At 75.1% G+C, this 22,421-nt stretch carries 22 protein-coding genes; 13 read left to right on the forward strand and 9 right to left on the reverse strand.

Going from position 1 to position 22,421, the window contains the following annotated elements:
- The first annotated feature begins 243 nt into the window (after nucleotides 1–243).
- Complete coding sequence (locus ACQPX6_RS19385) at nucleotides 244–1,263, forward strand: fatty acid desaturase family protein (protein ID WP_433782065.1); 1,020 nt, start codon at nucleotides 244–246, stop codon at nucleotides 1,261–1,263.
- A gap of 52 nt (nucleotides 1,264–1,315) precedes the next feature.
- Here ACQPX6_RS19385 and ACQPX6_RS19390 read toward each other — a convergent pair whose 3' ends face one another.
- Entirely contained in the window at nucleotides 1,316–2,074 is a 759-nt protein-coding gene (locus ACQPX6_RS19390; RefSeq protein ID WP_433782066.1) for an MIP/aquaporin family protein, read from the reverse strand.
- Between the two features lie 134 nt (nucleotides 2,075–2,208).
- Here ACQPX6_RS19390 and ACQPX6_RS19395 point away from each other — a divergent pair, with 134 nt between their 5' ends.
- A complete protein-coding gene (locus ACQPX6_RS19395; protein ID WP_433782067.1) occupies nucleotides 2,209–2,691 on the forward strand; it encodes a protein-tyrosine phosphatase family protein in 483 nt (160 codons plus the stop codon).
- Between the two features lie 15 nt (nucleotides 2,692–2,706).
- Here the strand turns inward: ACQPX6_RS19395 and ACQPX6_RS19400 are convergent, their stop codons facing one another.
- Nucleotides 2,707–3,675, reverse strand: a complete 969-nt coding sequence (locus tag ACQPX6_RS19400; protein ID WP_433782068.1) for an aldo/keto reductase — start codon at nucleotides 3,673–3,675, stop codon at nucleotides 2,707–2,709.
- 17 nt (nucleotides 3,676–3,692) lie between these two features.
- Nucleotides 3,693–6,140, reverse strand: a complete 2,448-nt coding sequence (locus tag ACQPX6_RS19405; RefSeq protein ID WP_433782069.1) for a PEP/pyruvate-binding domain-containing protein — start codon at nucleotides 6,138–6,140, stop codon at nucleotides 3,693–3,695.
- 77 nt (nucleotides 6,141–6,217) lie between these two features.
- On the opposite strand from ACQPX6_RS19405, the gene ACQPX6_RS19410 reads away from it, so the two are divergent.
- The 4 genes from ACQPX6_RS19410 (at nucleotide 6,218) to ACQPX6_RS19425 (ending at nucleotide 10,959) form a co-directional block, all read left to right on the forward strand.
- On the forward strand, nucleotides 6,218–7,537 hold the full coding sequence (locus ACQPX6_RS19410) for a PP2C family protein-serine/threonine phosphatase (protein WP_433782070.1): 1,320 nt from the start codon (nucleotides 6,218–6,220) through the stop codon (nucleotides 7,535–7,537).
- 235 nt (nucleotides 7,538–7,772) lie between these two features.
- Nucleotides 7,773–8,924 carry an acyl-CoA dehydrogenase family protein gene (locus tag ACQPX6_RS19415; protein ID WP_433782071.1) on the forward strand — a complete coding sequence of 384 codons (1,152 nt, stop codon included), beginning with the start codon at nucleotides 7,773–7,775 and terminating at the stop codon, nucleotides 8,922–8,924.
- Nucleotides 8,924–9,766 (forward strand): phosphate/phosphite/phosphonate ABC transporter substrate-binding protein, encoded by an 843-nt coding sequence (locus ACQPX6_RS19420; protein WP_433782072.1) that lies wholly within the window; start codon nucleotides 8,924–8,926, stop codon nucleotides 9,764–9,766. The genes ACQPX6_RS19415 and ACQPX6_RS19420 overlap by 1 nt, the downstream gene beginning before the upstream one ends.
- Nucleotides 9,763–10,959, forward strand: a complete 1,197-nt coding sequence (locus ACQPX6_RS19425) for a ferritin-like domain-containing protein (RefSeq protein WP_433782073.1) — start codon at nucleotides 9,763–9,765, stop codon at nucleotides 10,957–10,959. The genes ACQPX6_RS19420 and ACQPX6_RS19425 overlap by 4 nt, the downstream gene beginning before the upstream one ends.
- A gap of 4 nt (nucleotides 10,960–10,963) precedes the next feature.
- On the opposite strand, the gene ACQPX6_RS19430 is transcribed toward ACQPX6_RS19425, so the two are convergent.
- Together ACQPX6_RS19430 and ACQPX6_RS19435 are read right to left on the reverse strand one after the other, a co-directional pair.
- Nucleotides 10,964–11,107, reverse strand: a complete 144-nt coding sequence (locus ACQPX6_RS19430; protein ID WP_433782074.1) for an alpha/beta fold hydrolase — start codon at nucleotides 11,105–11,107, stop codon at nucleotides 10,964–10,966.
- 397 nt (nucleotides 11,108–11,504) lie between these two features.
- A complete protein-coding gene (locus tag ACQPX6_RS19435; protein ID WP_433782075.1) occupies nucleotides 11,505–12,338 on the reverse strand; it encodes an endonuclease/exonuclease/phosphatase family protein in 834 nt (277 codons plus the stop codon).
- A 308-nt stretch (nucleotides 12,339–12,646) separates the two neighbouring features.
- Between ACQPX6_RS19435 and ACQPX6_RS19440 the strand changes: the two genes are divergently transcribed.
- A complete protein-coding gene (locus ACQPX6_RS19440) occupies nucleotides 12,647–13,675 on the forward strand; it encodes a beta-ketoacyl-ACP synthase 3 (RefSeq protein WP_433782076.1) in 1,029 nt (342 codons plus the stop codon).
- A 289-nt stretch (nucleotides 13,676–13,964) separates the two neighbouring features.
- On the forward strand, nucleotides 13,965–15,317 hold the full coding sequence (locus tag ACQPX6_RS19445; protein ID WP_433782077.1) for an SGNH/GDSL hydrolase family protein: 1,353 nt from the start codon (nucleotides 13,965–13,967) through the stop codon (nucleotides 15,315–15,317).
- Between the two features lie 18 nt (nucleotides 15,318–15,335).
- On the opposite strand, the gene ACQPX6_RS19450 is transcribed toward ACQPX6_RS19445, so the two are convergent.
- Both ACQPX6_RS19450 and ACQPX6_RS19455 read right to left on the reverse strand, forming a co-directional pair.
- Nucleotides 15,336–16,034: an NADPH-dependent F420 reductase gene (locus tag ACQPX6_RS19450; RefSeq protein ID WP_433782078.1), complete on the reverse strand. Its 699-nt coding sequence runs from the start codon at nucleotides 16,032–16,034 to the stop codon at nucleotides 15,336–15,338.
- A gap of 7 nt (nucleotides 16,035–16,041) precedes the next feature.
- Nucleotides 16,042–16,473, reverse strand: coding sequence for an Lrp/AsnC family transcriptional regulator (locus tag ACQPX6_RS19455; RefSeq protein WP_433782079.1), 432 nt, complete (start codon nucleotides 16,471–16,473; stop codon nucleotides 16,042–16,044).
- An 80-nt stretch (nucleotides 16,474–16,553) separates the two neighbouring features.
- Here ACQPX6_RS19455 and ACQPX6_RS19460 point away from each other — a divergent pair, with 80 nt between their 5' ends.
- Together ACQPX6_RS19460 and ACQPX6_RS19465 are read left to right on the forward strand one after the other, a co-directional pair.
- Entirely contained in the window at nucleotides 16,554–17,252 is a 699-nt protein-coding gene (locus tag ACQPX6_RS19460) for an AzlC family ABC transporter permease (RefSeq protein ID WP_433782080.1), read from the forward strand.
- Nucleotides 17,245–17,574, forward strand: coding sequence for a branched-chain amino acid transporter permease (locus ACQPX6_RS19465; protein WP_433782081.1), 330 nt, complete (start codon nucleotides 17,245–17,247; stop codon nucleotides 17,572–17,574). The genes ACQPX6_RS19460 and ACQPX6_RS19465 overlap by 8 nt, the downstream gene beginning before the upstream one ends.
- 15 nt (nucleotides 17,575–17,589) lie before the next feature.
- Here ACQPX6_RS19465 and ACQPX6_RS19470 read toward each other — a convergent pair whose 3' ends face one another.
- Complete coding sequence (locus tag ACQPX6_RS19470; RefSeq protein WP_433782082.1) at nucleotides 17,590–17,928, reverse strand: bifunctional 3-phenylpropionate/cinnamic acid dioxygenase ferredoxin subunit; 339 nt, start codon at nucleotides 17,926–17,928, stop codon at nucleotides 17,590–17,592.
- 178 nt (nucleotides 17,929–18,106) lie between these two features.
- Here ACQPX6_RS19470 and ACQPX6_RS19475 point away from each other — a divergent pair, with 178 nt between their 5' ends.
- Nucleotides 18,107–19,507, forward strand: a complete 1,401-nt coding sequence (locus ACQPX6_RS19475; protein WP_433782083.1) for an MFS transporter — start codon at nucleotides 18,107–18,109, stop codon at nucleotides 19,505–19,507.
- Nucleotides 19,508–19,516: 9 nt separating this feature from the next.
- Here the strand turns inward: ACQPX6_RS19475 and ACQPX6_RS19480 are convergent, their stop codons facing one another.
- Nucleotides 19,517–20,710: an NAD(P)/FAD-dependent oxidoreductase gene (locus ACQPX6_RS19480; protein WP_433782084.1), complete on the reverse strand. Its 1,194-nt coding sequence runs from the start codon at nucleotides 20,708–20,710 to the stop codon at nucleotides 19,517–19,519.
- 301 nt (nucleotides 20,711–21,011) lie between these two features.
- Here ACQPX6_RS19480 and ACQPX6_RS19485 point away from each other — a divergent pair, with 301 nt between their 5' ends.
- Nucleotides 21,012–22,157: an aromatic ring-hydroxylating oxygenase subunit alpha gene (locus ACQPX6_RS19485; protein WP_433782085.1), complete on the forward strand. Its 1,146-nt coding sequence runs from the start codon at nucleotides 21,012–21,014 to the stop codon at nucleotides 22,155–22,157.
- A 52-nt stretch (nucleotides 22,158–22,209) separates the two neighbouring features.
- Entirely contained in the window at nucleotides 22,210–22,404 is a 195-nt protein-coding gene (locus tag ACQPX6_RS19490; protein ID WP_433782086.1) for a hypothetical protein, read from the forward strand.
- The last annotated feature ends 17 nt before the right edge of the window (nucleotides 22,405–22,421 follow it).

Genomic DNA, 22,421 nt, shown 5'->3' on the forward strand with positions numbered 1-22,421 from the left:
CTACCGACCGGGATCACCGTAGCCCCGGACGGGCGCTCCTCCACGCCCCCGAACGGAGGTACCGGCAGGGGCACCGATCTCGCGCTCGGTGTTCCCCGCCCGGTCGTGGGACGATCGGGAGGTCGCGGCACCGCTTCGGTGCCCGGCGTCGTCTCTGCCCCGGACCCGGTGGACGTCCCGCACCTCGCGCCGAGGCCTCCCGTGCGGCCTCGGCGATCTCCCGGCACCCGAGAGGCACCGCCCGTGACCCGACCCGTCCCCCGCCGCACCGAGTTCGCCGAACTGACCCACACGCTGCGGGCCGCGGGCCTGCTCGAACGCCGTCGTGGCTGGTACGCCGCCCTCATCGCGGTCACCCTGGCGGTGCTCGCCGCGAGCGCGGTCGCGTTCGTCGCGATCGGCGACTCGTGGTGGGCGGTGGCCCTCGCGCCCGTGTTCGCGCTGGTCGCCGGGCAGTGCGGCTTCATCGGCCACGACGCGGGCCACCGCCAGATCTTCGACAGCTCGCGCGCGAACGACGCGGTGGGCTACGTGGCCGGCAACCTCGCGATCGGGCTCGGCTTCAACCGGTGGGTGGCCGACCACAACGCCCACCACGCCAACCCCAACCACGAGGACCGCGACCCCGACGTCCAGATCCCGGTGCTCGCCTTCAGCCCCGACCAGGCGGTCGGGCGGCGTGGGGTGGCCGGGTTCATCACCCGCCACCAGGCCTTCCTGTTCTTCCCGTTGCTGCTGCTCGAGGGGCTGAGCCTGCACCTCACCAGCGTTCGGGCCCTCGTCAGCGGCCGGATCCGCGCCCGCGGTCTCGAGGCCGGTCTGCTCGTCGTCCACGCGGTGCTCTACCTCGGCGCGGTGTTCCTCGTGCTCTCCCCCGGCCCGGCCGTCGTGTTCATCGCCGTGCAGCAGGGCCTCTTCGGCCTGTACCTGGGCGCGGTGTTCGCCCCGAACCACAAGGGCATGCCGATGGTGTCGGCGGCCGACCAGCTCGATCCGATCCGCAAGCAGGTGCTGACCTCGCGGAACATCCGCGGCAACCCCGTCGTCGATCACGCCATGGGCGGGCTGAACTACCAGATCGAGCACCACCTGTTCGCGCGGATGCCCCGGCCGAACCTGAGGCGCGCCCAGCCCCTCGTCGCCGCCTTCTGCGCCCGCCAGGGCATCTCCTACCTCGAGACCGGGCTGGTCGACTCCTACGCGCAGACCCTGCGCCACCTCCACGAGGTCCGCGGCGGACCGGTGCCTGCCCACACGGCGTGAGCCGGACGCGCGGCCGGGCCCGCGATCTCCCGAGGGCCCGGCCGGTCACGCCTCAGGGGTTGTCGGCCTTGCGGACGAAGCGGTCGTAGACCACCGCGGCCACGACGCCGCCGACGACCGGCCCGACGAGGTAGATCCACCAATCCGCGAACGAGCCCGAGACGATCATCGGGCCCAGCGCGCGCACCGGGTTGACCGCGCCGCCGGTGACCGGACCCGCCACGAACACCCCGACGGTCAGGGCCGCGCCGACCGCGATCGGGGCCACCGCGTCGGCGACCCGCTCGTCGGTGGCCACCGAGATGACCACGAAGACCAGCACGAACGTCACCACGGCCTCGACCACGAGCGCCTGCAGCGGACCGACGCCGGCCGCCGGGGCCGTCGCCGCCAGCGACGCGCGGTCGCGGCCGGGTGCCCCGAAGGCCACCCAGGTGCCGAGCGCCCCGACGACCGCCCCGGCGAGCTGCGCCACGAGGTAGGCCGGCACGTAGCGCCACGGGAACTTCCCCGTCACCGCCAGGCCCAGCGTCACCGCCGGGTTCACGTGCGCGCCCGACACGTGGCCGATCGCCGCCACCACCGCGAGCAGCGCCACCCCGAACGCCAGGGGCGTCGCCAGGGAGTCGTAGCCCGCACCCGCCACCGGCTGCGCCAGCGTCGCCGCCGTCGCGACCCCCGTCCCGGCGAACACCAGGATCGCCGTCCCGATCAGCTCGGCCGCGCCGGCGGCCGCCATGTTGGTCCCGACACTGCTGCCGTAGAGCCCCGCCGAGGCCCGCTCCCGGGTCTCGCGCTGCGAGGTGTCCATCCGTCCCCCCTGTGTCTCGTCCCGCTCCCGTCGCGGGCTGAGGGCGCGGCTACCCCGCCGCGAGCCGCACTACCCCGTTCGCCGACGATCACCCGACGCGCCGCGGCATCGGGGGTCCGGGCACAGTGACTTCCATGGCTCCCCAAAGCACGGCTCCCCGCGACACGGCTCCCCGGGACGCGGACGTCGACGGGTGGCGCGGGACGCTCGTCCTGCCCGGCCGGACCGTGGTGCGGGGACGCGGCGTGCAGTTCCCGCTGCCCGCCGGCCGCGAGCCCGACTTCGGGCTCTACCTCGGCGTCGAGTACCACCCGTCGTGGGAGCACGATCGCCTCGAGTGGCCCGACTTCGGCGTCCCCGCGGACCCGGCGGTCGCCGTGGCGGCGATCACGGCGCTGCACCGGCGGGCCCGCGCCGGCGAGCACGTCGAGACCGCGTGCCGGGCGGGCAAGGGGCGCACGGGCACCGTCATCGCCTGCCTGGCGATCCTCGACGGGCTCCCCGCCGACCACGCGGTGGCCTGGACCCGGCGCCACCACCACCACCGCGCGGTGGAGACCCCGTGGCAGCGGCGCTGGGTCCGGCGCTTCCCCGAGCTCCTGGGATCCTCGGGCTGAACGTCGGGCTGGCGCTCAGCGCTCGATGAGCCGCATCTGGTCGGCGGTGTGGTGCTCGCCCTCGGGCGCGGGGAGCTCGTCGAGACGGCGCAGCTGGTACGCGGTCAGTTCGACGGCGTCGGCGCCGACGTTCTCCTCGAGCCGCGCGACGCGCTTGGTGCCCGGGATCGGGGCGACGTCCGGGCCCTTCGACAGCACCCACGCGAGCGCGACCTGGGCCGCGGTGGCGCCGGCCTCCGCGGCGACCGCCTGCACCTCGTCAGCGAGGGCGAGGTTGCGGGCGAAGGCCTCGCCGACGAAGCGGGGGTTGCTCTTGCGCATGTCGTCGTCGGCGAAGTCCTCGACTGACCGGATCTGCCCGGTGAGGAAGCCCCGGCCCAGCGGCGAGTAGGGCACCAGCCCGATCCCGAGCCCGCGGAGCAGCGGCAGGATCTCCTCCTGGTCCCGGGTGAACAGCGAGTACTCCGACTGCAGCGCCGTGATCGGGTGGGTGGCGTGCGCCCGGCGGATCGTGTCGGTCCAGGCCTCGGAGAGCCCGATGTGGCGGACCTTGCCGGCCGCCACGAGGTCGGCGACGGCACCGATCGTCTCCTCGATCGGCGTCCCCGGGTCGACGCGGTGCTGGTAGTACAGGTCGATGTGGTCGACGCCGAGGCGGCGCAGCGACCCCTCGACGGCGGTCCGGACGCTCTCCGGAGCCGAGTCGGCGCCCTCGCGCCCGGTGTGCGAGATCAGGCCGAACTTCGTGGTCAGCACGACCTCGTCACGGCGGCCCCGGATCGCCCTGCCGATCAGCTCCTCGTTGACGTAGGGGCCGTAGACCTCGGCGGTGTCGATCAGGGTGACGCCGAGGTCGAGGGCGCGCTGGACGGTGCGGATCGACTCGTCGTCGTCGCTGCCGTGGCCGGTGTAGGCCATCGACATGCCCATCGCGCCGAGGCCGATGCAGCCCACCTCGAGGTCACCGAGCTTCGCGGTCTTCAATGATCAGCCTCTCGTCGTCACGCGTCGTCCCCCAGCACCCGCACCGTGCCCGCGTCGCCGTCGACGCGCACCCGGTCGCCGGTGTGGACCCGGTCGGTGGCCGAGCCCGTGCCCAGGACGGCGGGGATCCCGTACTCGCGGGCGACGATCGAGCTGTGGCTCAGGGGCCCGCCGATGTCGGTGACCACCGCCGCGGCGCGGGCGAACAGCGGCGTCCAGGCCGGGGTGGTCATGCGGGCGACCAGCACCTCGCCGGGCTGCATGGCCGCGAAGTCCTCCGGGCCCCGCAGCACCCGCGCCGTCGCGGTGACCGTGCCCGTCGAGCCCGGCACGCCGGTGAGCTCCTCGCCCGCCGGGGTGTCGGCGCCGGGCATGAACGGGCCGGCGATCGCGCTGAGCCACCGGCTGCGCGGCAGCATCTGCGGTGGCGACACGAGCGCGCGGCCGCGGCGCAGGGCCCGGCGCTCGGCGACCGGCGCGTCCACCGGCTCGCCGCGGATCGCGGCGCGCAGCTCGGCCTCGGTGAGCCAGAAGACGTCGTCGGGACCCACCGGGAGCCGCCCGCCGAGCTCGCGCAGCATCCGGTGCATCGGCGGCCACGCGAGCCCGACGTCGGCCAGCGCGTCCTCGCGCACCGGGCCCAGGGTGCGGGCGCGGGCCAGCAGCGCATCGAAGATCCGGCGGCGCACCGGGCCGAGTCGCGACCGGATCGCCCGCACGGCCGCGTCGCGCCCGGCGCGCAGGCGGTCGCCGCGCACGTCGGGGTCGGTGGCCTGGTCGGCCATCTGGAAGCGGATCGCGTCGAGCAGCGTGCTCGGGTCGTCGGCCGGGGTGGGCACCGCGAAGTCCAGGTCGAACACGGTGTGCCCGTAGCGGTCGAGGTGCTCCCGGAAGTCGCGGCGCCACCCCGGGTCGTCCATCCCGGTGGTCTTCGCCTCGACCGCCAGGGCGTGCAGCGAGCGCTCGGCCCGCAGCGGCTCGCTGTCCTCGCCGAGGAGCAGCACGTGCGCGGCGGGATCGCCGTCCCGTCGCACGAGGCGTGCGTAGAACTGGGCGAAGACGGTCTCGGCGGTCGCCGCGAGCGGGATCACCGACTGCACGGCGGTGTAGTACGTCGCGCCCGCCCGCAGCAGGGTGACGACGCCGTCGAGCAGCTCCTCGGCCGACAGCGCCGCGAGGTCCTTCGCCGCCCACGCCGCGACGGTCGCGACGTACTCCGGGTGGCCCCGCTCCCGCCAGCCGCGCACCCCGCCCCGGACCTCCGGGCGGCGCAGGCCGACGATCGCCACGGGCGTGCGCAGCGTCAGCGAGATCAGCGCGCGGGTGCGGTAGAAGTAGTACGCGTAGCCGTTGACCGTCGGGAAGGCGATGTCGCCCTCGGGCACCGGGCGACCCATGGCCTGCGCCAGCAGCTCCCGGATCGACCCCGTCACCGCGGGCCCGACGAGGTCGGCGAACAGCGGGGTGAGCGGGCTCGGCATCTGCTCGACGATGCTGGCGCGGAAGTAGACGCCGCCCGGGTACGGCACCGGCCAGGTCTGCGGCGGCGGAGCGGTGGGGGCGGGCAGCGCGGTGATCGGGCGGGACTGGACCAGCGCGAACCGGCCGCCCGCCCGCACCCACTCGATGTCCTGCGGCACCCCGAAGTGCTCCTCGGCGCGCACGCCCAGGCGCGCGAGCTGCCCCACCGCGCCCGCGTCGAGCACCGGCGCGCGCCGCCGGACCGCGGGCACGGGGACCTGGGTGGTGCCGCCGCCGGTGGACACGGTCATCTCGGCCTTGTCGGCCACGGTGCGCCCGACCTCGGCGAGCGTCGCCCGGTCGACGACGAGCTCGTCGGTGGCGGCGAGGCCGCCCACCACCGACTCCCCCAGCCCCCAGGCCGCGCTGACCACGACCCGGTCGCGCCGGCCCGTCGTCGGCTCCGCGGTGAACAGCACCCCGGAGGCCTCGGCGTCGACCATCTCCTGGATGACCACGGCGAGGCGCACGTCGTCGGGGGCGACACCCTGCCGGTCGCGGTAGTCGATCGCCCGCGCGCCCCACAGCGAGGCCCAGCACCGCACGACGGCGTCGAGCAGCGCGTCCTCGCCCCGGACGTCGAGGAAGGTCTCCTGCTGGCCCGCGAAGCTGGCGTCCGCGAGGTCCTCGGCGGTGGCCGACGAGCGGACCGCGACCGGGGGCGCGCCGAGGTCGGCGTAGGCGGCGCGGACCTCGGCGGCGACGGCGTCGGGCACCGGCGCGGACCGGAACGCGGCCTGCACCACCTCGGCGCCGCGGGCGGCCAGCGCGGGGACGTCCAGGCCCGCCGCCGCCACGAACGCGGCGTAGGCGTCGGTGGTCAGGACGACGCCCGGCGGCACCGGGAGCCCGGCGGCCACCAGCTCGCCGAGGTTGGCTCCCTTGCCCCCGGCGAGGGCGACGTCAGCGGCGCTGACCTGCGCGAACGTCCGCACGAAGTCCACGGGGGCCAGTATGCGCGCGCCCGCGCCGGGCGCCGGGCGGCATCGCCGGACGGTCCCCCCGACGTAGTGTCGCGGGCGTGACGACGGCGGGGCGGACCTGGGGCGACGTGTTCACCGCGCTCACCGACCGGTCGCACCTCGTCGTGGGCGAGGGGCTGTCGGCCATGGTCGACGAGGTCGTGGCGCCCCTGGGCCTGCGCGCCGACGTGTTCCTGGTCGACCTGGGCCAGCGGGTGCTGACCTCGCTGCGGCGCGACCCCCCGACGCCGCTGTCGGTCGACGGGACGCTCGCCGGCCGCGCCTTCCAGCACGGCGAGTTCGTCGCCGGGCTCGACCAGCAGGGCCGTCGCCTGCTGTGGATCCCCATGCTCGACGGCACCGAGCGCGCCGGCGTCCTGCGCCTCGAGCTCGACGCCGACGTCGTCGACGACCTGGAGTTCCGGCGGCGCTGCTGGACGCTGTCGGGGCTGATGGGCCACATCGCCATCGCCAAGCTGCCCTACAGCGACCGCGTCCGCCGCATCCGCGCGCCCCGCCCGCTGTCGGTGGCCGCCGAGCTGCTCTGGCAGCTGGTGCCGCCCCGGACCTTCGCCACCGAGAACGTCGTCGTCACCGCGCTGCTCGAGCCCTACGACCGGGTCGCGGGCGACGCCTACGACTACGCCGTCGACACCGACACCGCCTACGTCGCGGTGTTCGACGGCGTCGGGCACGACCTCGCCGCCGGCAGCGCCACCGCGCTGGCGGTCAGCGCGATCCGCAACGCCCGCCGGCGCGGGGTGGACGACCTCGTGGCGCTCGCCGCCGAGGCCGACGTCCAGATGCAGGCCGCGGGCACCCGGCCGCGGTTCGTCACCGCCGTCCTCGCCCGCCTCGACCTGCGCACCGGCGAGCTGCGCTACCTCGTCGCCGGCCACCCGCGCCCGCTGCTGCTGCGCCGCGGGCACCTCGTCGACGGGTTTCGCGCGGCACCCCGGCTGCCGCTGGGGCTCGGGCCGCACCTCACCGGCCAGCGGGAGGTGCCCGTCGAGGTGTCGGTGGAGTGGCTCGAGCCCGACGACCGCGTCGTCTTCTACACCGACGGGATCACCGAGGCCCGCGACCCCGACGGGGTGCTGTTCGGCGAGCGCCGCCTGGTCGACCTCAGCGAGCGCGCCGAGCTCGACGACGTCTCCGCGCCCGAGAGGCTGCGCCGCCTCGCCGCCGCCGTGCTCGACCACCAGGGCGGACTGCTCCAGGACGACGCGACGCTGCTGGTGCTCGACTGGTCGGCCACCGGGCACGAGCGCCTGCTGCCCTCGGTCGCCCGCGCCGCCTCCGCGGCCGCGTCCCCGACGCTGCGTCCCGAGCAGGTCTCGGCCACCACGGCCGGCGGCTTCCGGACGCCCGCTCCCTGAGGCGCTCCCCGCGGTTGTCCGGATCGCGCCCGGGCCACAGGATGGGCCCGGCTCCGCCACCGCGGGCCGCCCCGGACCGGGAGAGGAGGCCGTCGTGTTCCACCGTCGTTGAGCCGCCGTCCTGCCGCCCGGTCGGGCGGCGTCCGCACGGTCACGGCGGCCGACCGCGTCCACCTGAGGGCGCGCCCGGGTCCCGCCGTGATCGTCCCTGCGCGATCCGTGTGGAGGAGCCCCCGTGGCGATCACCGCTGTCCCCGCCCTGTCCGAGATCGTCGACGCCGTCGGCGCCGTCGTCGACGAGACCGTCGCCCCGGCCGCCGCCGAGGTCGACCGCACCGGCGCCTACCCGCGCACCGACGTCGAGGCGCTCGCCGCCGCCGGCGCGCTGAGCCTGCTCAGCGCCCCCGAGGTGGGCGGCGCCGGCGGCACCCTCGCCGACGTCGCCGCCGTCCTGGAGCGCATCGCCCGCGCCGACGCGTCCACCGCGATGGTGGTGCTGATGCACTACGCCGCGACCTCGGTGATCGAGCCGCACGGGCCCGAGGAGGTCCGCCGGGAGATCGCCGCCGGCCGCCACCTGTCCACCCTCGCGTTCTCCGAGCGCGGCTCCCGCAGCCACTTCTGGGCGCCGGTGAGCAGCGCGGCCGCGGTCGACGACGGCGTCCGCCTCGACGCGGCGAAGAGCTGGGTCACCTCGGCCGGCGAGGCCGACAGCTACGTCTGGTCCAGCCGCCCGGTGTCCGCCGAGGGGCCGATGACGCTGTGGCTCGTGCCCGGCGCGACGCCCGGCATCGCGGTCGCGGGCACGTTCGACGGCTTCGGCCTGCGCGGCAACGGCTCGTCGCCGATGACCGCCGACGGGGCCGTCGTCCCCGCGTCGGCGCGCCTCGCCGACGACGGCGCGGGCCTCGACGTGGCCCTCGGGTCCGCGCTGCCGACGTTCCTCGTCGGGAACGCCGCGGTGTCGCTGGGGCTCATGGAGGCGCTGGTGGAGGAGGCCGCGGGCCACCTCACGGCCTCCCGCCTCGAGCACCTCGGCCAGAGCCTCGCCGAGCAGGCGCCGACACGGCTCGCCTTCGCCGCCCTGCGCACCCGCGTCGACACCACCCGCGCGTTCCTCGCCGACACGCTCGCCGCACTCGGCTCGGGGCGCGCGGACGCGACGCTGCGGGTCCTGCAGGTCAAGGCGGTGGCCGCCGAGGCCGCCGCGGACGTCGCCGACGGGGTGATGCGCCTCTGCGGCGGCGCCGCGTTCCGCAAGGAGCTGGGCATCGAGCGCCGCTACCGCGACGCGGTGGCCGCGCGGGTGATGGCGCCGACCACCGACGCGCTGCACGACTTCGTCGGCCGGGCCACCCTCGGCCTGCCGCTGTTCGGGGGTGCCTGATGACGCTGCTCATGGGCGGGGTCGCCTACGACCCCAAGGTCGTCACCATCTGGGACGGGTTCCGCCGCTGGCTGCGCGCGCAGGGCCTCGACTTCGACTACGTCCTGTACTCCCACTACGAGCGCCAGGTCGACGACCTCGTCGCCGGGCACGTCCACGCCGCCTGGAACTCCCCGCTGGCGTGGATCCGCAGCGAGCGGCTCGCGGCCGCGCGGGGCCGCCGCGTCGAGTCCGCGATCATGCGCGACACCGACCAGGACCTGACCTCGGTGGTCGTGGTGCGCGCCGACTCCCCGGCCCGCACCGTCGCCGACCTCGCCGGCGCGACGGTGGCGGTGGGGGCGGTCGACTCGCCGCAGTCGACGCTCATCCCGCTGTCGTTCCTGCGGGGCGAGGGGCTCACCGACCTGCGCGTGCGCCGCTTCGACGTCGGCGTCGGCCTGCACGGCGACCACATCGGCGGCGAGCGGGACGCCGCGCGGGCGCTCGTCGCCGGCGAGGTCGACGCCGCCGCCATGATCGACGGCAACCACCTGCTGTTCGGCCAGGAGGGGACCCTGCCCGCCGGCGCGACGCGGGTGCTCGCCCAGACCCCGGTCTACGACCACTGCACGATGGCGATCGTCGACACCGCGCCCGCCGACGAGGCCGCGGAGTTCGTGCGGTTGCTGGCGTCGATGTCCTACGCCGACCCCGAGGTGCGCCCGCTGCTCGACCTCGAGGGCCTCAAGCAGTGGGTGCCGGGGCGCATCGGCGGCTTCGGGCCGCTGAACCGGGCGGTCGACGAGACGGGGTTCTACGACGCGGACGGCGCGGTGACCGCCGCGGAGTACCGACCTTGACGGGCCCGCTCGACCTCGCCTTCCTCGGGTTCGAGCAGGGCGCCCACCTGCTCGTCGCGCGCGCCCTGCGCGGCGTGCCGGTGGGCGGCCGGGTCGTCGTCACCGGCGGCGACCCGGCCCTGGGCGTGCACCTGCGCGCCTGGGCCCGGCGCCAGGGCCACGGCTTCGCCGTCCTCACCGACCGGGCGGCGAGCTGGGAGCTCGTGCGCGGCCCCGCCGAGCTCCAGCGTTGGCAGGGCGCCGAGCGGGCCGGCGGCCCCGGGGTCGACGGCATCGTCGAGCGCCCGCCGGCCCGCTGGGGCCTCGCCGCGCGGGGCGCGCTGGTCGAGCCCGGCGCCACCGAGCCCGGGTTCGACATCGACCGCCGCGAGGTGGTCTGGGCCGACCTCGCCCCGCGGCTCTACGCCCACGCCGCCGCCGCGCAGTGGGACCCGGCGACCGCCGTCGACTGGGCGGCCACCCCCGCCGACCCGGTGCCCGACGACGTCGAGGCGGCCGTCGTGCAGGTGATGACCTACCTCGTGGAGAACGAGCAGGCCGCGCTCGTCGTGCCCGCGGCGCTGCTCGCCCGCGTGCACCCGCACTTCCGCGAGGTCCAGCAGCTGCTCGCGGTGCAGGCGGCCGACGAGGCCCGGCACGTCGAGGTGTTCAGCCGCCGGGCGATGCTGCACGGCGGGCCGATGGGCACGTCGTCGGCCGGCGGGCGCTCGTCGCTGGCGACGCTGCTCGCCGAGCCCGACTTCTCGCTCGCCTCGTTCCTGCTCTCCGTGCTCGGCGAGGGCAGCTTCCTGGCGCTGCTGGGCTTCCTCGAGCAGCACGCCCCCGACCCGGTCACCGCCCGGATCACCCACCTCGCCCGGGTCGACGAGGCCCGCCACGTCGCGTTCGGCGTGGCGCACCTCGAGCACCAGAGCGCGCTCGACCCGACGCTCCGCGGCGCGCTGCGGGCGGCGATCGAGCGGCGGCACGACGCCCTGGTGGACACCGCGGGGCTCAACGCCGACGTCTTCGACGCCCTGGTCCTGCTGGCCGCGGGCGGCTGGACGCCGGAGGCGATCGCCCGCGGGCACGCCGCGGTGCAGCAGCTCCACCGGACCATGGACGACGGGCGCCGCCAGCGCCTGGCCCGGCTGGGTTTCCCGCCCGACGAGGCGGCCGAGCTCTCGGCGCTGCACACGCGGAACTTCATGTGAGGCGTCAGGCCGCGGCGACGAACCCGTCGATCACCGCGGCGAGCTCGGCGGGCCGGTCCACGGGGACCAGGGTGCGGCTGTCGGGGATCTCCACCAGCCGCCCGTCGGGGTAGAGGTCGGCGAGCCGCGGGCCGTGCGCCCGCGGCATGACCCGGTCCTCGGGGGCCCAGACCACGAGGACCGGGCGGTCGAACGCCGCCTGCCGCTCGCTCCAGGGGGAGCCCGGGCGGGTAGTTGTCGAACGCCTCGCAGGCCACGAGCACCAGCCGGGCGAGGCGGGCGTCGTCGCCGTGCACGGTCAGCAGCTGGGCGCCGCCCCAGTCGTTGCCGACCAGGGTCACGTCGTGGAGGTCGAGGGCGTCGAGGAACTCGCCGATCAGCCGGACCATCGCGGGCAGGGACAGTCGGCGTCCGGGTAGGTCGGGCGGCGGTGCGAGCCCAGGGGCAGCGTCGGGGTGAGGCAGCGGTGGCGCGGGGCGAGGCGCTCGACGACCGGCGGGCGAGGACGGCGAGCTTCGGCGGGCTCACGAGCAGGTGGACGGTGGTCACCGGCCCGCCCGCAGATCGACGACGACGCCGGCGTGGTCCGACGGCCACGGGCCCGCCTCCGGCGCCCGGTCGGCGAACAGCCCGACGCGCCCGACCGCGACGGGCACCGTGCCGCGCCCCAGCCCGAGCAGCACGTAGTCGACCCGCGACGGCGGTTCGCCGCGGGCGGCGACGTGGGGGTTCTCGGGTCGCCAGGTGGCGCCGTCGAGGCGGTCCGGCCCGGTCGCCCAGCGCCAGGTGTCGGCGAGGAGCAGGCCCGGCTCGGCCGGCGCGGTGAGGTGGCCCTCGAGCAGCCGCACCTCGTCCGACCCGGGCTCGGCGTTGAGGTCGCCGACGACCACCGGCGGCAGGTCGGTCTCCCCCGCCGTGGCGACGTGGTGCGCGACCCCCCGGACCTGGGGTACCCGCAGCGCCGAGGCGGTCAGGGCCGACGCCAGGTGGGTCACCACGACGCGCAGCGATCCCGCGGGCGTGTCGGCCACGGCGCTGAGCAGCACCTGCGCGGCCGGCCCGTCCCCGCACGGCAGGGTCTCGGCGTGGACGTCGCGCAGGGGCCACCGGCTGAGCACCGCGTTGCCCAGGCCCCAGGAGTCGTCGCCGAGGCGCCCGGTCCACGGCGACGCGTCGGGCACCCCGGCGAACGCGACGTGCCGGCCGAGCTCCTCGGCGAGCCCCGCGGCGAGGTGCTCGTCGCCAAGCGACCAGATCTCCTGCAGCCCGACGACGTCGGCGTCCAGCGCGCGCAGGGCCGCGAGGACCGCCGGGCGACGGGCGTCGGGGTCGCCGAAGCGCCACCACAGGTTCCAGGTGGCGACCCGCACGGCGGTCACCGGGCCGCCCGGGCGAACAGCCACCACAGCGCGCGCTGGAGGCCGTCGGGCAGGCCGGCGAGCTCGATCGCGGTCACGCCGTCACCTCCGGGTCTCGCTCCTGCGGGTCCACCCCCTCGACGACGCGGGGCACCCCAGCGTGACGGGATCGGGAGTGCCGTGGGTCACACCACGCATGGCCGACGGCCTGTGACCAGCGCCATCGCCGTACCGGATAGTAGGACTTCCGAGTAACCACGGACCGCCCGCACTGTGGAGGTCGGCGTCGTCGACCACGGCGTGACCGCACCACCGTGGAGGGTCCTGAAGTGCCCCGAATCCCGATCGCCGACCGCCCCACCACCGCGCGGGGGGCACGGCTGCTCGGGGCGGGGGCGTACCGGCCGCGGCGGGTCGTCGACAACGCCGAGGTCTGCGCGCCGATCGAGGGCGCCGACGCCGACTGGGTGTTCGCCCGCTCCGGCATCCGCACCCGCCGCTTCGCCGGCCCCGACGAGACCGTCGTGGCCATGTCCGCCGCTGCGGCCGGCGACGCCCTCACCGCCGCCGGGCTGACCGTCGCCGCCGTCGACGTCGTGCTCGTGGCGACGATGTCGGCCGACACCGCGTGCCCCCAGGTCGCGCCCCGCGTCGCCGCCGAGCTCGGCACGACCGCGCCGGCGTTCGACCTCGGCGCCGCGTGCTCGGGGTTCTGCTACGGGCTCGAGACCGCCGCCGCGCTGGTGGTCGCGGGCACCGCCCGCCACGTCCTGGTCGTCGGCGTCGAGCGCATGAGCGACCTGCTCGACCCCCGCGACCGCGGCACCGCCTTCCTGTTCGGCGACGGCGCGGGCGCGGTCGTCGTGGGCGCGGGCGAGTCGTCGGGCATCGGCCCCGTGGTGTGGGGCAGCGACGGCGCGCAGTCCGACCTGATCGTCCACTCCCCCGCCCCGCCCGACCCCGTGGACGGGCCGGCGGGCGAGGGCGTGCCCGGCCTGCGGATGCAGGGTCCCGCGGTGTTCCGCTGGGCGAGCACCGAGATCGCCCCGGTCGCCGGCAAGGCCCTCGCCGCCGCGGGGGTCGGCGTCGGTGACCTCGGCGCCTTCGTGCCGCACCAGGCCAACAACCGGATCACCGACGCCCTCGTGCGCGCGCTCGACATCCCCGACCACGTCGCGGTCGCCCGTGACGTCACCGGCACCGGCAACACCTCGGCGGCCTCGGTCCCCCTCGCCCTGCACGCGCTCCTGAGCGACGGCGACGCCCAGCCCGGCGACCTCGCCCTGCTCTGTGGCTTCGGTGCGGGCCTGACCTACGCGGCGCAGGTGGTCGAGCTGCCGCCGGTCTCGCCCCTCTGACCCCGGATCAGGCCAGCCCGGGAGCACGCCGGGTGCGCTGACCCGGTCACCCGCCGTGTCCGTTCCTGTGCGAGCCGCGAGCCCCTCGCCCAGCGGTAACCGATGCCGCGCCGCGCGCGATGCAGGCAGCGGTGATCCGCCACGGACCAGGGGGCAGACGACGGTGATGTCGAGCGACAGCACGGGTGGCGGTGCTCGGCGACGGCGCGGTGACGGCCACCTCCGGTACGCCCCGAGGCCACGGCGTCAGCTCACCTCCTTGTCCTCTGCGGCCTCCGTGCTGGCCGTCGTGCTCGCCGTCGTCGTCGCCCTGAGCCCGACGGCGACAGCCTCCGCCGCGCCGGACGCGAACGCTTCCGCGTGCACCGCAGGCAGCCGGGACGCCGCGGCAGAGATCGCCGACAGCACGGTCGTCACCGACCCCGTCGCCGCCGTGACCCACGACCTCTTCGGCGCCGCCACGATCAAGCTGCGGTACTCCGCCGAGGCGGGCTGCGTCTGGCCCTGGATCGGTGACGGCCCGCCGGTCGTGGGAGCCGAGGTCTGGATCGACCACAAACGGTTCGACCGACCCGACCTGCGTCCCGAGGTCGTGCTCGGAGGAACGCACGCGGTCCAGCTCGGCAACGGGAACACCTACGGCCCCGCGTATCCACTGCAGCCCGGCGTCGACGCCTACCGCGCCTGCGGCCGCAACGACGGCGAGCCGGTCTGCACGTTGTGGTTCGACGGAAACCGCCTGTTCGCCGACGACGGCGGGGCGGGACCGACGTTCGTCGCGCTCGGTGATTCCTTTTCCTCGGGGGAGGGCGCACCCACGGCAGGGGAAGGCTATGAGCCCCAGACGGACACGTCTTTCAACCTGTGCCACCGCTCGAGCAGCGCCTTCGGAGCACGGGTCGCCCGAGACCTCGGGGCGCCCTTCACGTCCGTCGCCTGCAGCGGCGCCACGACGGACGACTACTGGTCGCCACAGGACGAGCGTGAGGGGCAGCCGGCGCAGCGCGATCTGCTCAACGTCAATACGCAGACGGTGACGCTCTCGATGGGTGGCAACGACATCGGTTTCGCCGACGTCGCCGCCAACTGCGCCATCCAGAAGCAGCTCCGGCTGCCGATCACGTGGGACGACGGACCGGACGTGCAGTGGGCCGCGAACTGCATGGAGGAGATCGGGGGAGCCTCGGGACGCATCCACGGCCTCCTCGACGACACCAACCCGCACATGACCGTCACGGCCATGCTCCGCGACATCAAGGCGCGGGCGCCCGGGGCGCGCGTGCTGGTCATGGGATATCCCCGCATGTTCCCGGAGACCCTCTCCGACCAGTGCGCGACGGGCTTCCCCGGCGTCTCTTTCCAGCGCAAGGAGATGCGCGCCATGAACGACCTGGTGCGCGACCTCAACAACACTCTGAGACTCGGTGTGCAGCAGGCGAACACAGGCGCCCAGTTCGTGGACGTCACCACCGCGTTCACCGGGCACGACGGCTGCGCCGAGCCGGACGCGAACCGCTGGATCAACAGGGTCCACGACCTCCGCCAGGCGAGCACGCGGCACGAGAGCTTCCACCCAACGGTTGCCGGACAGGAGGCGTTCGCGGCGCGGGTGCTCGAGTGCCACCGTGACGGCCGGTGCTGATACGGCGCCGCCGTGCGATCAGGCCGCGCGGAACTCCGCAGGCCGCTCCGGCGGGGCCTCGGCCAGCGCCGCCCGCGCGCCCTCGGCGTCGAGGTCCTTCCCGTAGACCGGCGTGCCCGGCTGCTGGCGCCAGGACTCCTCGAGGGTCCCGCCGTCGACGGGGTCGAACCCCAGCTCGTCGACCAGCGCGAACACGGTGTCCTTGGCCGGGCCGTCCGCCCCCGCGACCGGGAGGGCGATGCGCCCGGCGGCGCCGCGCGGCACGCCGCGCTCGAGCAGGTGCTTCCACCAGATCCCGTTGAACACCTTGTACACCGGCGCACCCAGGAGCCCGGCGACCCACACGCTCTCGGGGGTGCCGTCCTCGATCGCCGCGATGCGGCCGTCGCGCTGCTGCGGGTAGTAGTTGTTCGTCTCGATCACCGGGGCGCCTGGGCGGGCCGCGGCGACGATGCCCGGCTCGAGGTCCGGGGTGTCCTTCTGCGGGATGCTCACGATCACGACGTCGGCGTCGACCGCGGCCTCGCGCGCCCACACGGCCGTCGCCCCGGTCTCCGCGGCGAGGTCGGCCAGCGTCTCGGGCGCCCGGGAGTTCGCGACACGGACCTCGTGACCGAGCGCCGTCAGGCGCCGCGTCAACGTGCCGCCGATCATGCCTGCACCGATGATCCCGATCCTCATGGTCGGGCAACCGCGCGCCGCGCGCGGCTGTTCCACCCGCCGCTCACTTGATCCGCTTCATCGTCAGGTGCGAGTCGATGCGGGCCAGGCCCGAGGCGGCGCCGAGCCGGTCGGTCACGAACGCCTCGTAGGCCTCGAGGTCGCGGACGGCGACCCGCACGAAGTAGTCGGGCAGCCCGAACATGCGCCGGAGCTCGACCACCTCGTCGAACGCGGCCACCTGCTCCTCGAAGGCGAGGAAGGCGTCGCGGTCCTTGCTGACGAGATCGACGTTGACCAGCACCTCGAAGCCGCGCCCGTCGACCGCGGGGTCGATCTCCGCGCGGTAGCCGGTGATCACCCCCTCGTCCTCGAGGCGGCGCACCCGGCGCAGGCACGGGGCCGGGGTGAGCCCCACGCGCTCGGCCAGGTCGACGTTCGAGACCCGGGCGTCGGCGCGCAGCACGTCGATGATGGCGCGATCGATAGGGTCCACGCACGAATCGTGCCACCGCTGCGCCCCGGACGACCGAGAACGCCATCGCGTGGCGCCGCGACCGCCCTAGCATTGCCGACGTGACGGAGAGGCCGGGCCGGAGCGACCTGCGGGCCGCCGTGGCGGACGTCGCCGGCATCGGGGCCGGGATGTTCCTGCTCGGCACCAGCCTCGGGCTGCTCGTGGTCGGGTCCGGCCTGGCCTGGTGGTGGGCACCGGTCCTCGGCGGCGTGGTCTTCGCCGGGTCGATGGAGTTCCTGCTCGTCGCCCTCGCGGTCGCCGGGACGCCCCTGGCCGCGATCGCGGTCACGACGCTGCTCGTCAACGGCCGCCACGTGTTCTACGGCCTGTCGTTCCCGCTGCACCGCATCCCGGGCCGGCTCGGCCGCGCCTACGCGGTGTTCGCGCTCATCGACGAGGCCTACGCCCTCGCCACCACCCGCCCGGACGTCGCGCTGTCCGGCCGCCGCATCCTGTGGAGCCAGGTCCTCCTGCAGGTCTGCTGGGTCAGCGGCAGCACCCTCGGCGCGCTCGCCGGCGACACGTTCTCGCTGCGGGTGCCGGCGCTGGACTTCGTGTTCACCGCGCTGTTCGTGGTGCTCGCGACCGAGGCCGTGGTCGCCGGTCGCGAGGCGACCGGCCCGCTGCTCGCCGTCGCCTGCGCGCTGGTCGCCCGGGTCGTCGCCCCGGGCGAGATGCTGCTGGTGGCGATGGGCCTGTTCGTCGCGGCGCTGCTGGTGCGGTACCGCCTCACACCCCGGGAGCCCGCCGGTGCCTAGCCCGCTCTACCTGGCCGCCGTCGTCGCGGTGGCGGCCACCATCACCCTCGCCCTGCGCGCCGCGCCCTTCGCGATGACCTCGACGCTGCGCGCGTCCCCGCTGGTGTCCTACCTCGGCCGCCACCTGCCGGCCGGCGTCATGATCATCCTGGTCGTCCACCTGCTGCGCGATCTCCCCGTCGACCGGCCCCTGCTCTCGCTGCGGGAGCTCGTGCCGGTGCTGGTGACGGTCGCGGTGCACCTGTGGCGCCGCGACGCGCTGCTCAGCATGGCGACCGGGACCGCGGTGTACGCCCTGGCCCTGGCCGTCGTGCCGGCCTGACCGGTCACCCGGCGGTCACTCGGCGGTGGCCAGCTCCCGGTCCCCGGCGCGCACCGACTCGTCGACGTAGACGACGCCCTCGGTGACGGTCACCTGGTGGGTCCGCACCGGCTTCTTGGCCGGCGGCCCGCTCGGCCGGCCCGTGCGCAGATCGAAGCACGCGGCGTGCAGCGGGCACTCGACCGCGCACCCCTCGAGCCAGCCGTCGGACAGCGACGCGTCCTGGTGGGTGCACGTGTCGTCGATGGCGAAGAGCTCGCCGTCGGCGTTGAAGACCGCGATGGCCGCCACCGAACCCTGGATCCGGACCGATGCCCCGACGGGGATGTCAGCGATCTCGCCCACGTAGATCATGCTTGCTCCTGTTGCGCTCTGCGCATCGAGTCTTGCTATCCGCAACACCAATCGTGAGGCTCGGAGATGCCCCCGTCAAGACGACGGGCCGAGAACGAGGCTTGACTCTTCGGCGTCGCGCCGTGTTACTGGTACGACACTGATATTTCATCCGTGTGCAGGAGTTTCGAGGTGACCAGTGCCGGGACGGGCCATCGAGGGCGAGCACACCCTGCGCCGGGCCACGGCCGCGGCGGCGATCGGCAACGTCGCGGAGTGGTACGACTTCGGGATCTACTCCTACCTGGCCGGAGCGGTGCTCAGCCGGGTGTTCTTCCCCGACGCCGGGCCGTGGGCCACCGTCTACACGCTCGGCGCCTTCGCCGCGGCGTTCGTCGTGCGCCCCCTGGGCGGTCTGTTCTTCGGCCCCCTGGGCGACCGCATCGGCCGCACCAAGGTCCTCTCGGCGACCGTGGTGCTGATGGCGACGGCCACCGTGCTGCTCGGGCTCATCCCCGACCACGGCGCGATCGGCGCCGCCGCCCCGGTCCTGGTGCTGGTCATGCGCCTGCTGCAGGGTTTCTCCGCCGGCGGCGAGTACACGGGCGCCCTGACCCTCGTCGCGGAGTACGCGCCGGACCGGCGGCGGGGCCTGTTCGGGAGCTGGCTGGAGTTCGGCACCCTCACCGGCTACACCCTCGGCGCGGCCGTCAGCGCGGCCGTCATCGGCCTGCTGCCCGACGAGGCCCTCCTGGCCTGGGGGTGGCGGCTGCCGTTCATGCTGGCGCTGCCCCTGGGCGTCGCCGGCATCTACCTGCGCCTGCGCCTCGAGGACACCCCCGCGTTCCGCCAGCTCATGGCGCGCTCCCCCGCGCTGGCGACGATGCCGCTGCGGCGGGCGCTCCACATCCTCGGGGTCCGCCACCGGCGCGCGCTGGTGGTGGCGGGCGGCCTCGTCCTCGCCTGGAACATCACCAACTACGTGCTGACCAACTACGTCCCCGTCTACCTCACCAGCACGCTCGCCGACCACGGCGGCACGGGCACCGGGGAGGCGACGTCGACGCTGCTGCAGGTCGTCGTGATGCTGGCGATGCTGCTCGTCGTCACGTCGCTCGGGCGCCTGTCCGACCGCGTCGGGCGCCGGCCGATCCTGATGGCCGGGAGCCTCTCGCTCATGGTGCTCGGGCTGCCCGCGGTGTGGCTCCTGCGCCAGGGCGTGCTCGGCCAGCTCGGCGGCCTCGCGCTCCTGGGCGCGAGCCTGGTGTGCTTCGCCGCGGTCGCCCCCTCGACGCTGCCGGCGATGTTCCCCACCGTCGTGCGCTACGGGGGACTCGCGCTCACCGTCAACGTCGCGATCTCCCTGTTCGCGGGCACGGCGCCGACCGTGATCGCCGCCGCCACGACGGCGACCGGCAACCTCGACTGGCCGGGCTACTACCTCGTCGCCGCCGGCGTCGTCGGCGTGGTGAGCGTCCTGTTCCTCACCGAGTCCGCGGGCCTCCCCCTGGCCGGGGCCGCCCCGCTGACCTCGAGCGCCGACCTCCCACCCCCCACGCTCTCGCCCGAGGGGGTCCCCCTGGAGCGTCCCGCCGGGTGACGGCGCCGCTCAGGCGGCCGCGGCCGGACGACGGAGCTCGCTGCGGCGGAACCGCCCGAACGCCCGCGGGTCGCCCATCGCGAAGACCCCGGTCGTGGTGCCCTCGCCGTCGACGTAGCGCGCGACGAACCGCCCGTCGCCCACCTCCCCGTCGACGATCTCGACCCGGTCGTGCGCCGACGGGTGCCCGGCGAGCTGCAGCATCCGCCCGTACTGCTCGGACCAGACGTAGCCGCTGGGCCGGAAGGTCGCACCCGGCCCGGACCCGAGCAGGTTGGCCGCCGCGACGGCGGCCTGCTCCCCCGCGCTGGTCCAGTGCTCGTGGCGCCGCGCGCTCACGCCGTGCGTCCAGCGGGCGACGTCGCCGACCGCCACGACATGAGGCAGGTCGGTGACCATGCCGGCGTCGGTGCGCACGCCGTTGTCGACGGTCAGGCCGGAGCCGTCGAGCCAGGCGGTGTTCGGGACGATCCCGATGCCCACGATGACGACGTCGGCCGGGACGGTGGTGCCGTCGCCCAGCTCCACGCCCACCACGCGGCGGGCACCATCGCCCGACGGCACGGTCGCGAGCCCGGACACGCTGGTGCCCGGCCGCAGGTCCGTGCCGTGCACGGCGTGCAGGTCGACGCAGCTGCGGGCGATCCGCGGGCCGAGCACGGGGGCCAGGGGCAGCGGCAGCCCGTCGAGCACGGTGACCGGCAGGCCCATCGCCCGGCACGTGGACGCCACCTCGGCGCCGATGAAGCCGCCGCCCACGATCACGACGCGGGGCGAGCCGTCCCGCAGCTCCCGCCGCAGGGCGACCGCGTCGTCGAGGGTCCGCAGGGTGTGCACGCCCTCGACGTCCTCGGTGCCCGGCAGCCGCCGGGCCCGCCCGCCCGTGGCGACGACGACCCCGTCCGTGGCCACCTCGGTGCCGTCGGCGAGCACGACGCGGCGCCCGGCGGGGTCCAGGCGTGCGGCGGTGGCGCCGAGGCGCAGCTCGAGCGCGAGCTCGACCTCGTCCTCGTCGTCCACCAGCCCGATCGCGTCCTCGTCGACGCTGCCGGCGAGGAACGCCTTGGACAGCGGCGGCCGGTCGTAGGGCCGGTGCGCCTCGTCGCCGACCAGGACCAGGCGGCCGTCGAAGCCGGCCCCCCGCAGCGCCTCGGCGGAACGGATCCCGGCGACGGACCCGCCGACGATCGTGATGGTCTTCATGCGGTCTCCTCGTGAGCCTCTGCAGGCGGGACCGGTGGAGACGACACCCCGAGGTCTGGAGTGGCGAGTTGCGCGATGAGAGACAAGATGCTTCATACGCAACACGAGACCGTCCGCGAGCAGGTGCCCGCTTGTCAAGGGGCGATCCAGGTGGACCGGTACCGGGATCGTGACGACCTCGTCCCTCCGGACCCTTGACACGCGCTTCTCGCTCCCGGACCGTTCTTGTTGCGCAGAGCGAATCAAGTTTCTCTCAGCGCAACAGCAGGGCCAGCCGGAGCCAGACCCCAGGAGCAGGACCATGACCACCGGAGAGATCGCACCGGCGGCCGCGCCGTCGGGGCTGCCGCCGAGCCTGCGCACGACGCTCCCGGGCCGGTACTACACGGACCCGACGATCTTCGCGGCCGAGCAGGCCTTCGTCTTCGAGACCGGCTGGTTCTGCGCCGTGCTCGCCGCCGACATCCCCGCGCCCGGCGCCTTCGAGACCGTCCAGGTCGGCCGGGAGAGCGTCATCGTCGCCCGCGGGCGCGACGGCGCGGTCAACGCCTACCTCAACGTCTGCCGCCACCGCGGGGCCCGGATCTGCACCGAGGACAAGGGCGCCGTGCGCCGGTCCTTCCAGTGCCCGTACCACGCCTGGACCTACGGGCTCGACGGCAAGCTCATCGCCGCGCCGAACATCGGCGAGATGCCCGACGTCGACCGGGTCGAGTACGGGCTGCACCGCGTCCACGTGCGCGAGTGGCTCGGCTACGTGTGGCTGTGCCTGGCCGAGGAGCCGCCGTCGTTCGAGGCCACGGTGGTCGGCGACGTCGACGCCCGCCTGGGCTCCCCCGACGCGATCGTCGGGTACCAGGTGGCCGACCTGAAGCTGGGCCGGCGGATCGAGTACGACGTGGCGGCGAACTGGAAGCAGATCGTCGAGAACTTCATGGAGTGCTACCACTGCGCGACGATCCACCCCGAGCTCACCGAGGTCCTGCCCGAGTTCGCCGACGGGCTCGCCGCGCAGTACTTCGTGGGGCACGGTGCCGCCTTCGGCGACGACGTCGCGGGCTTCACCGTCGACGGCTCGGCGGGCCTCGAGCGCATCCCCGGGGTGGGCGAGGACCAGGACCGGCGCTACTACGCCATCACGGTCCGGCCCCAGGTGTTCATCAACCTCGTGCCCGACCACGTCGTGTTCCACCGCATGTTCCCGCTCTCGGCGTCACGGACCCTCGTGCGCTGCGACTGGCTCTACCTCCCCGAGGTCGTCGACTCGGGGGCCGACATCGACCGGTCCGTCGAGCTGTTCCACCGCGTCAACCGGCAGGACTTCGACGCCTGCGAGCGCTGCCAGGTGTCGATGGACTCCCGCTCCTACGCGCGCGGCGGGGTGCTCGTCCCGAGCGAGCACCACATCGGCGAGTTCCACGACTGGGTCCGGCAGAAGGTCGGCTGACCAGGCACTCCACCCACCGAAGATCCCACCCACGAGCACCAGGAACCGCCCCATGTCCTCCCTGTCCCCCGAGAGCTCCGACCCCTCCGCGGCCACCACGTCGCCCGAGCGCTACCGCGACGCCTTCCGCGTCGCCGACGAGCTGGCCGTGCACGGCAGCGACTGCGTCTGCCCGCCGTGCGCCGGCCGCCTCACCGGCCTCCTGGCCGAGCTGTCCCGCGCCATCGAGCGGGACACCCCTCGGTGATCGCCCCGTAGGATCAC

This window comes from Actinomycetospora sp. CA-101289 (assembly GCF_050955895.1).
In the GTDB taxonomy this organism is placed as follows: Bacteria; Actinomycetota; Actinomycetes; order Mycobacteriales; family Pseudonocardiaceae; genus Actinomycetospora.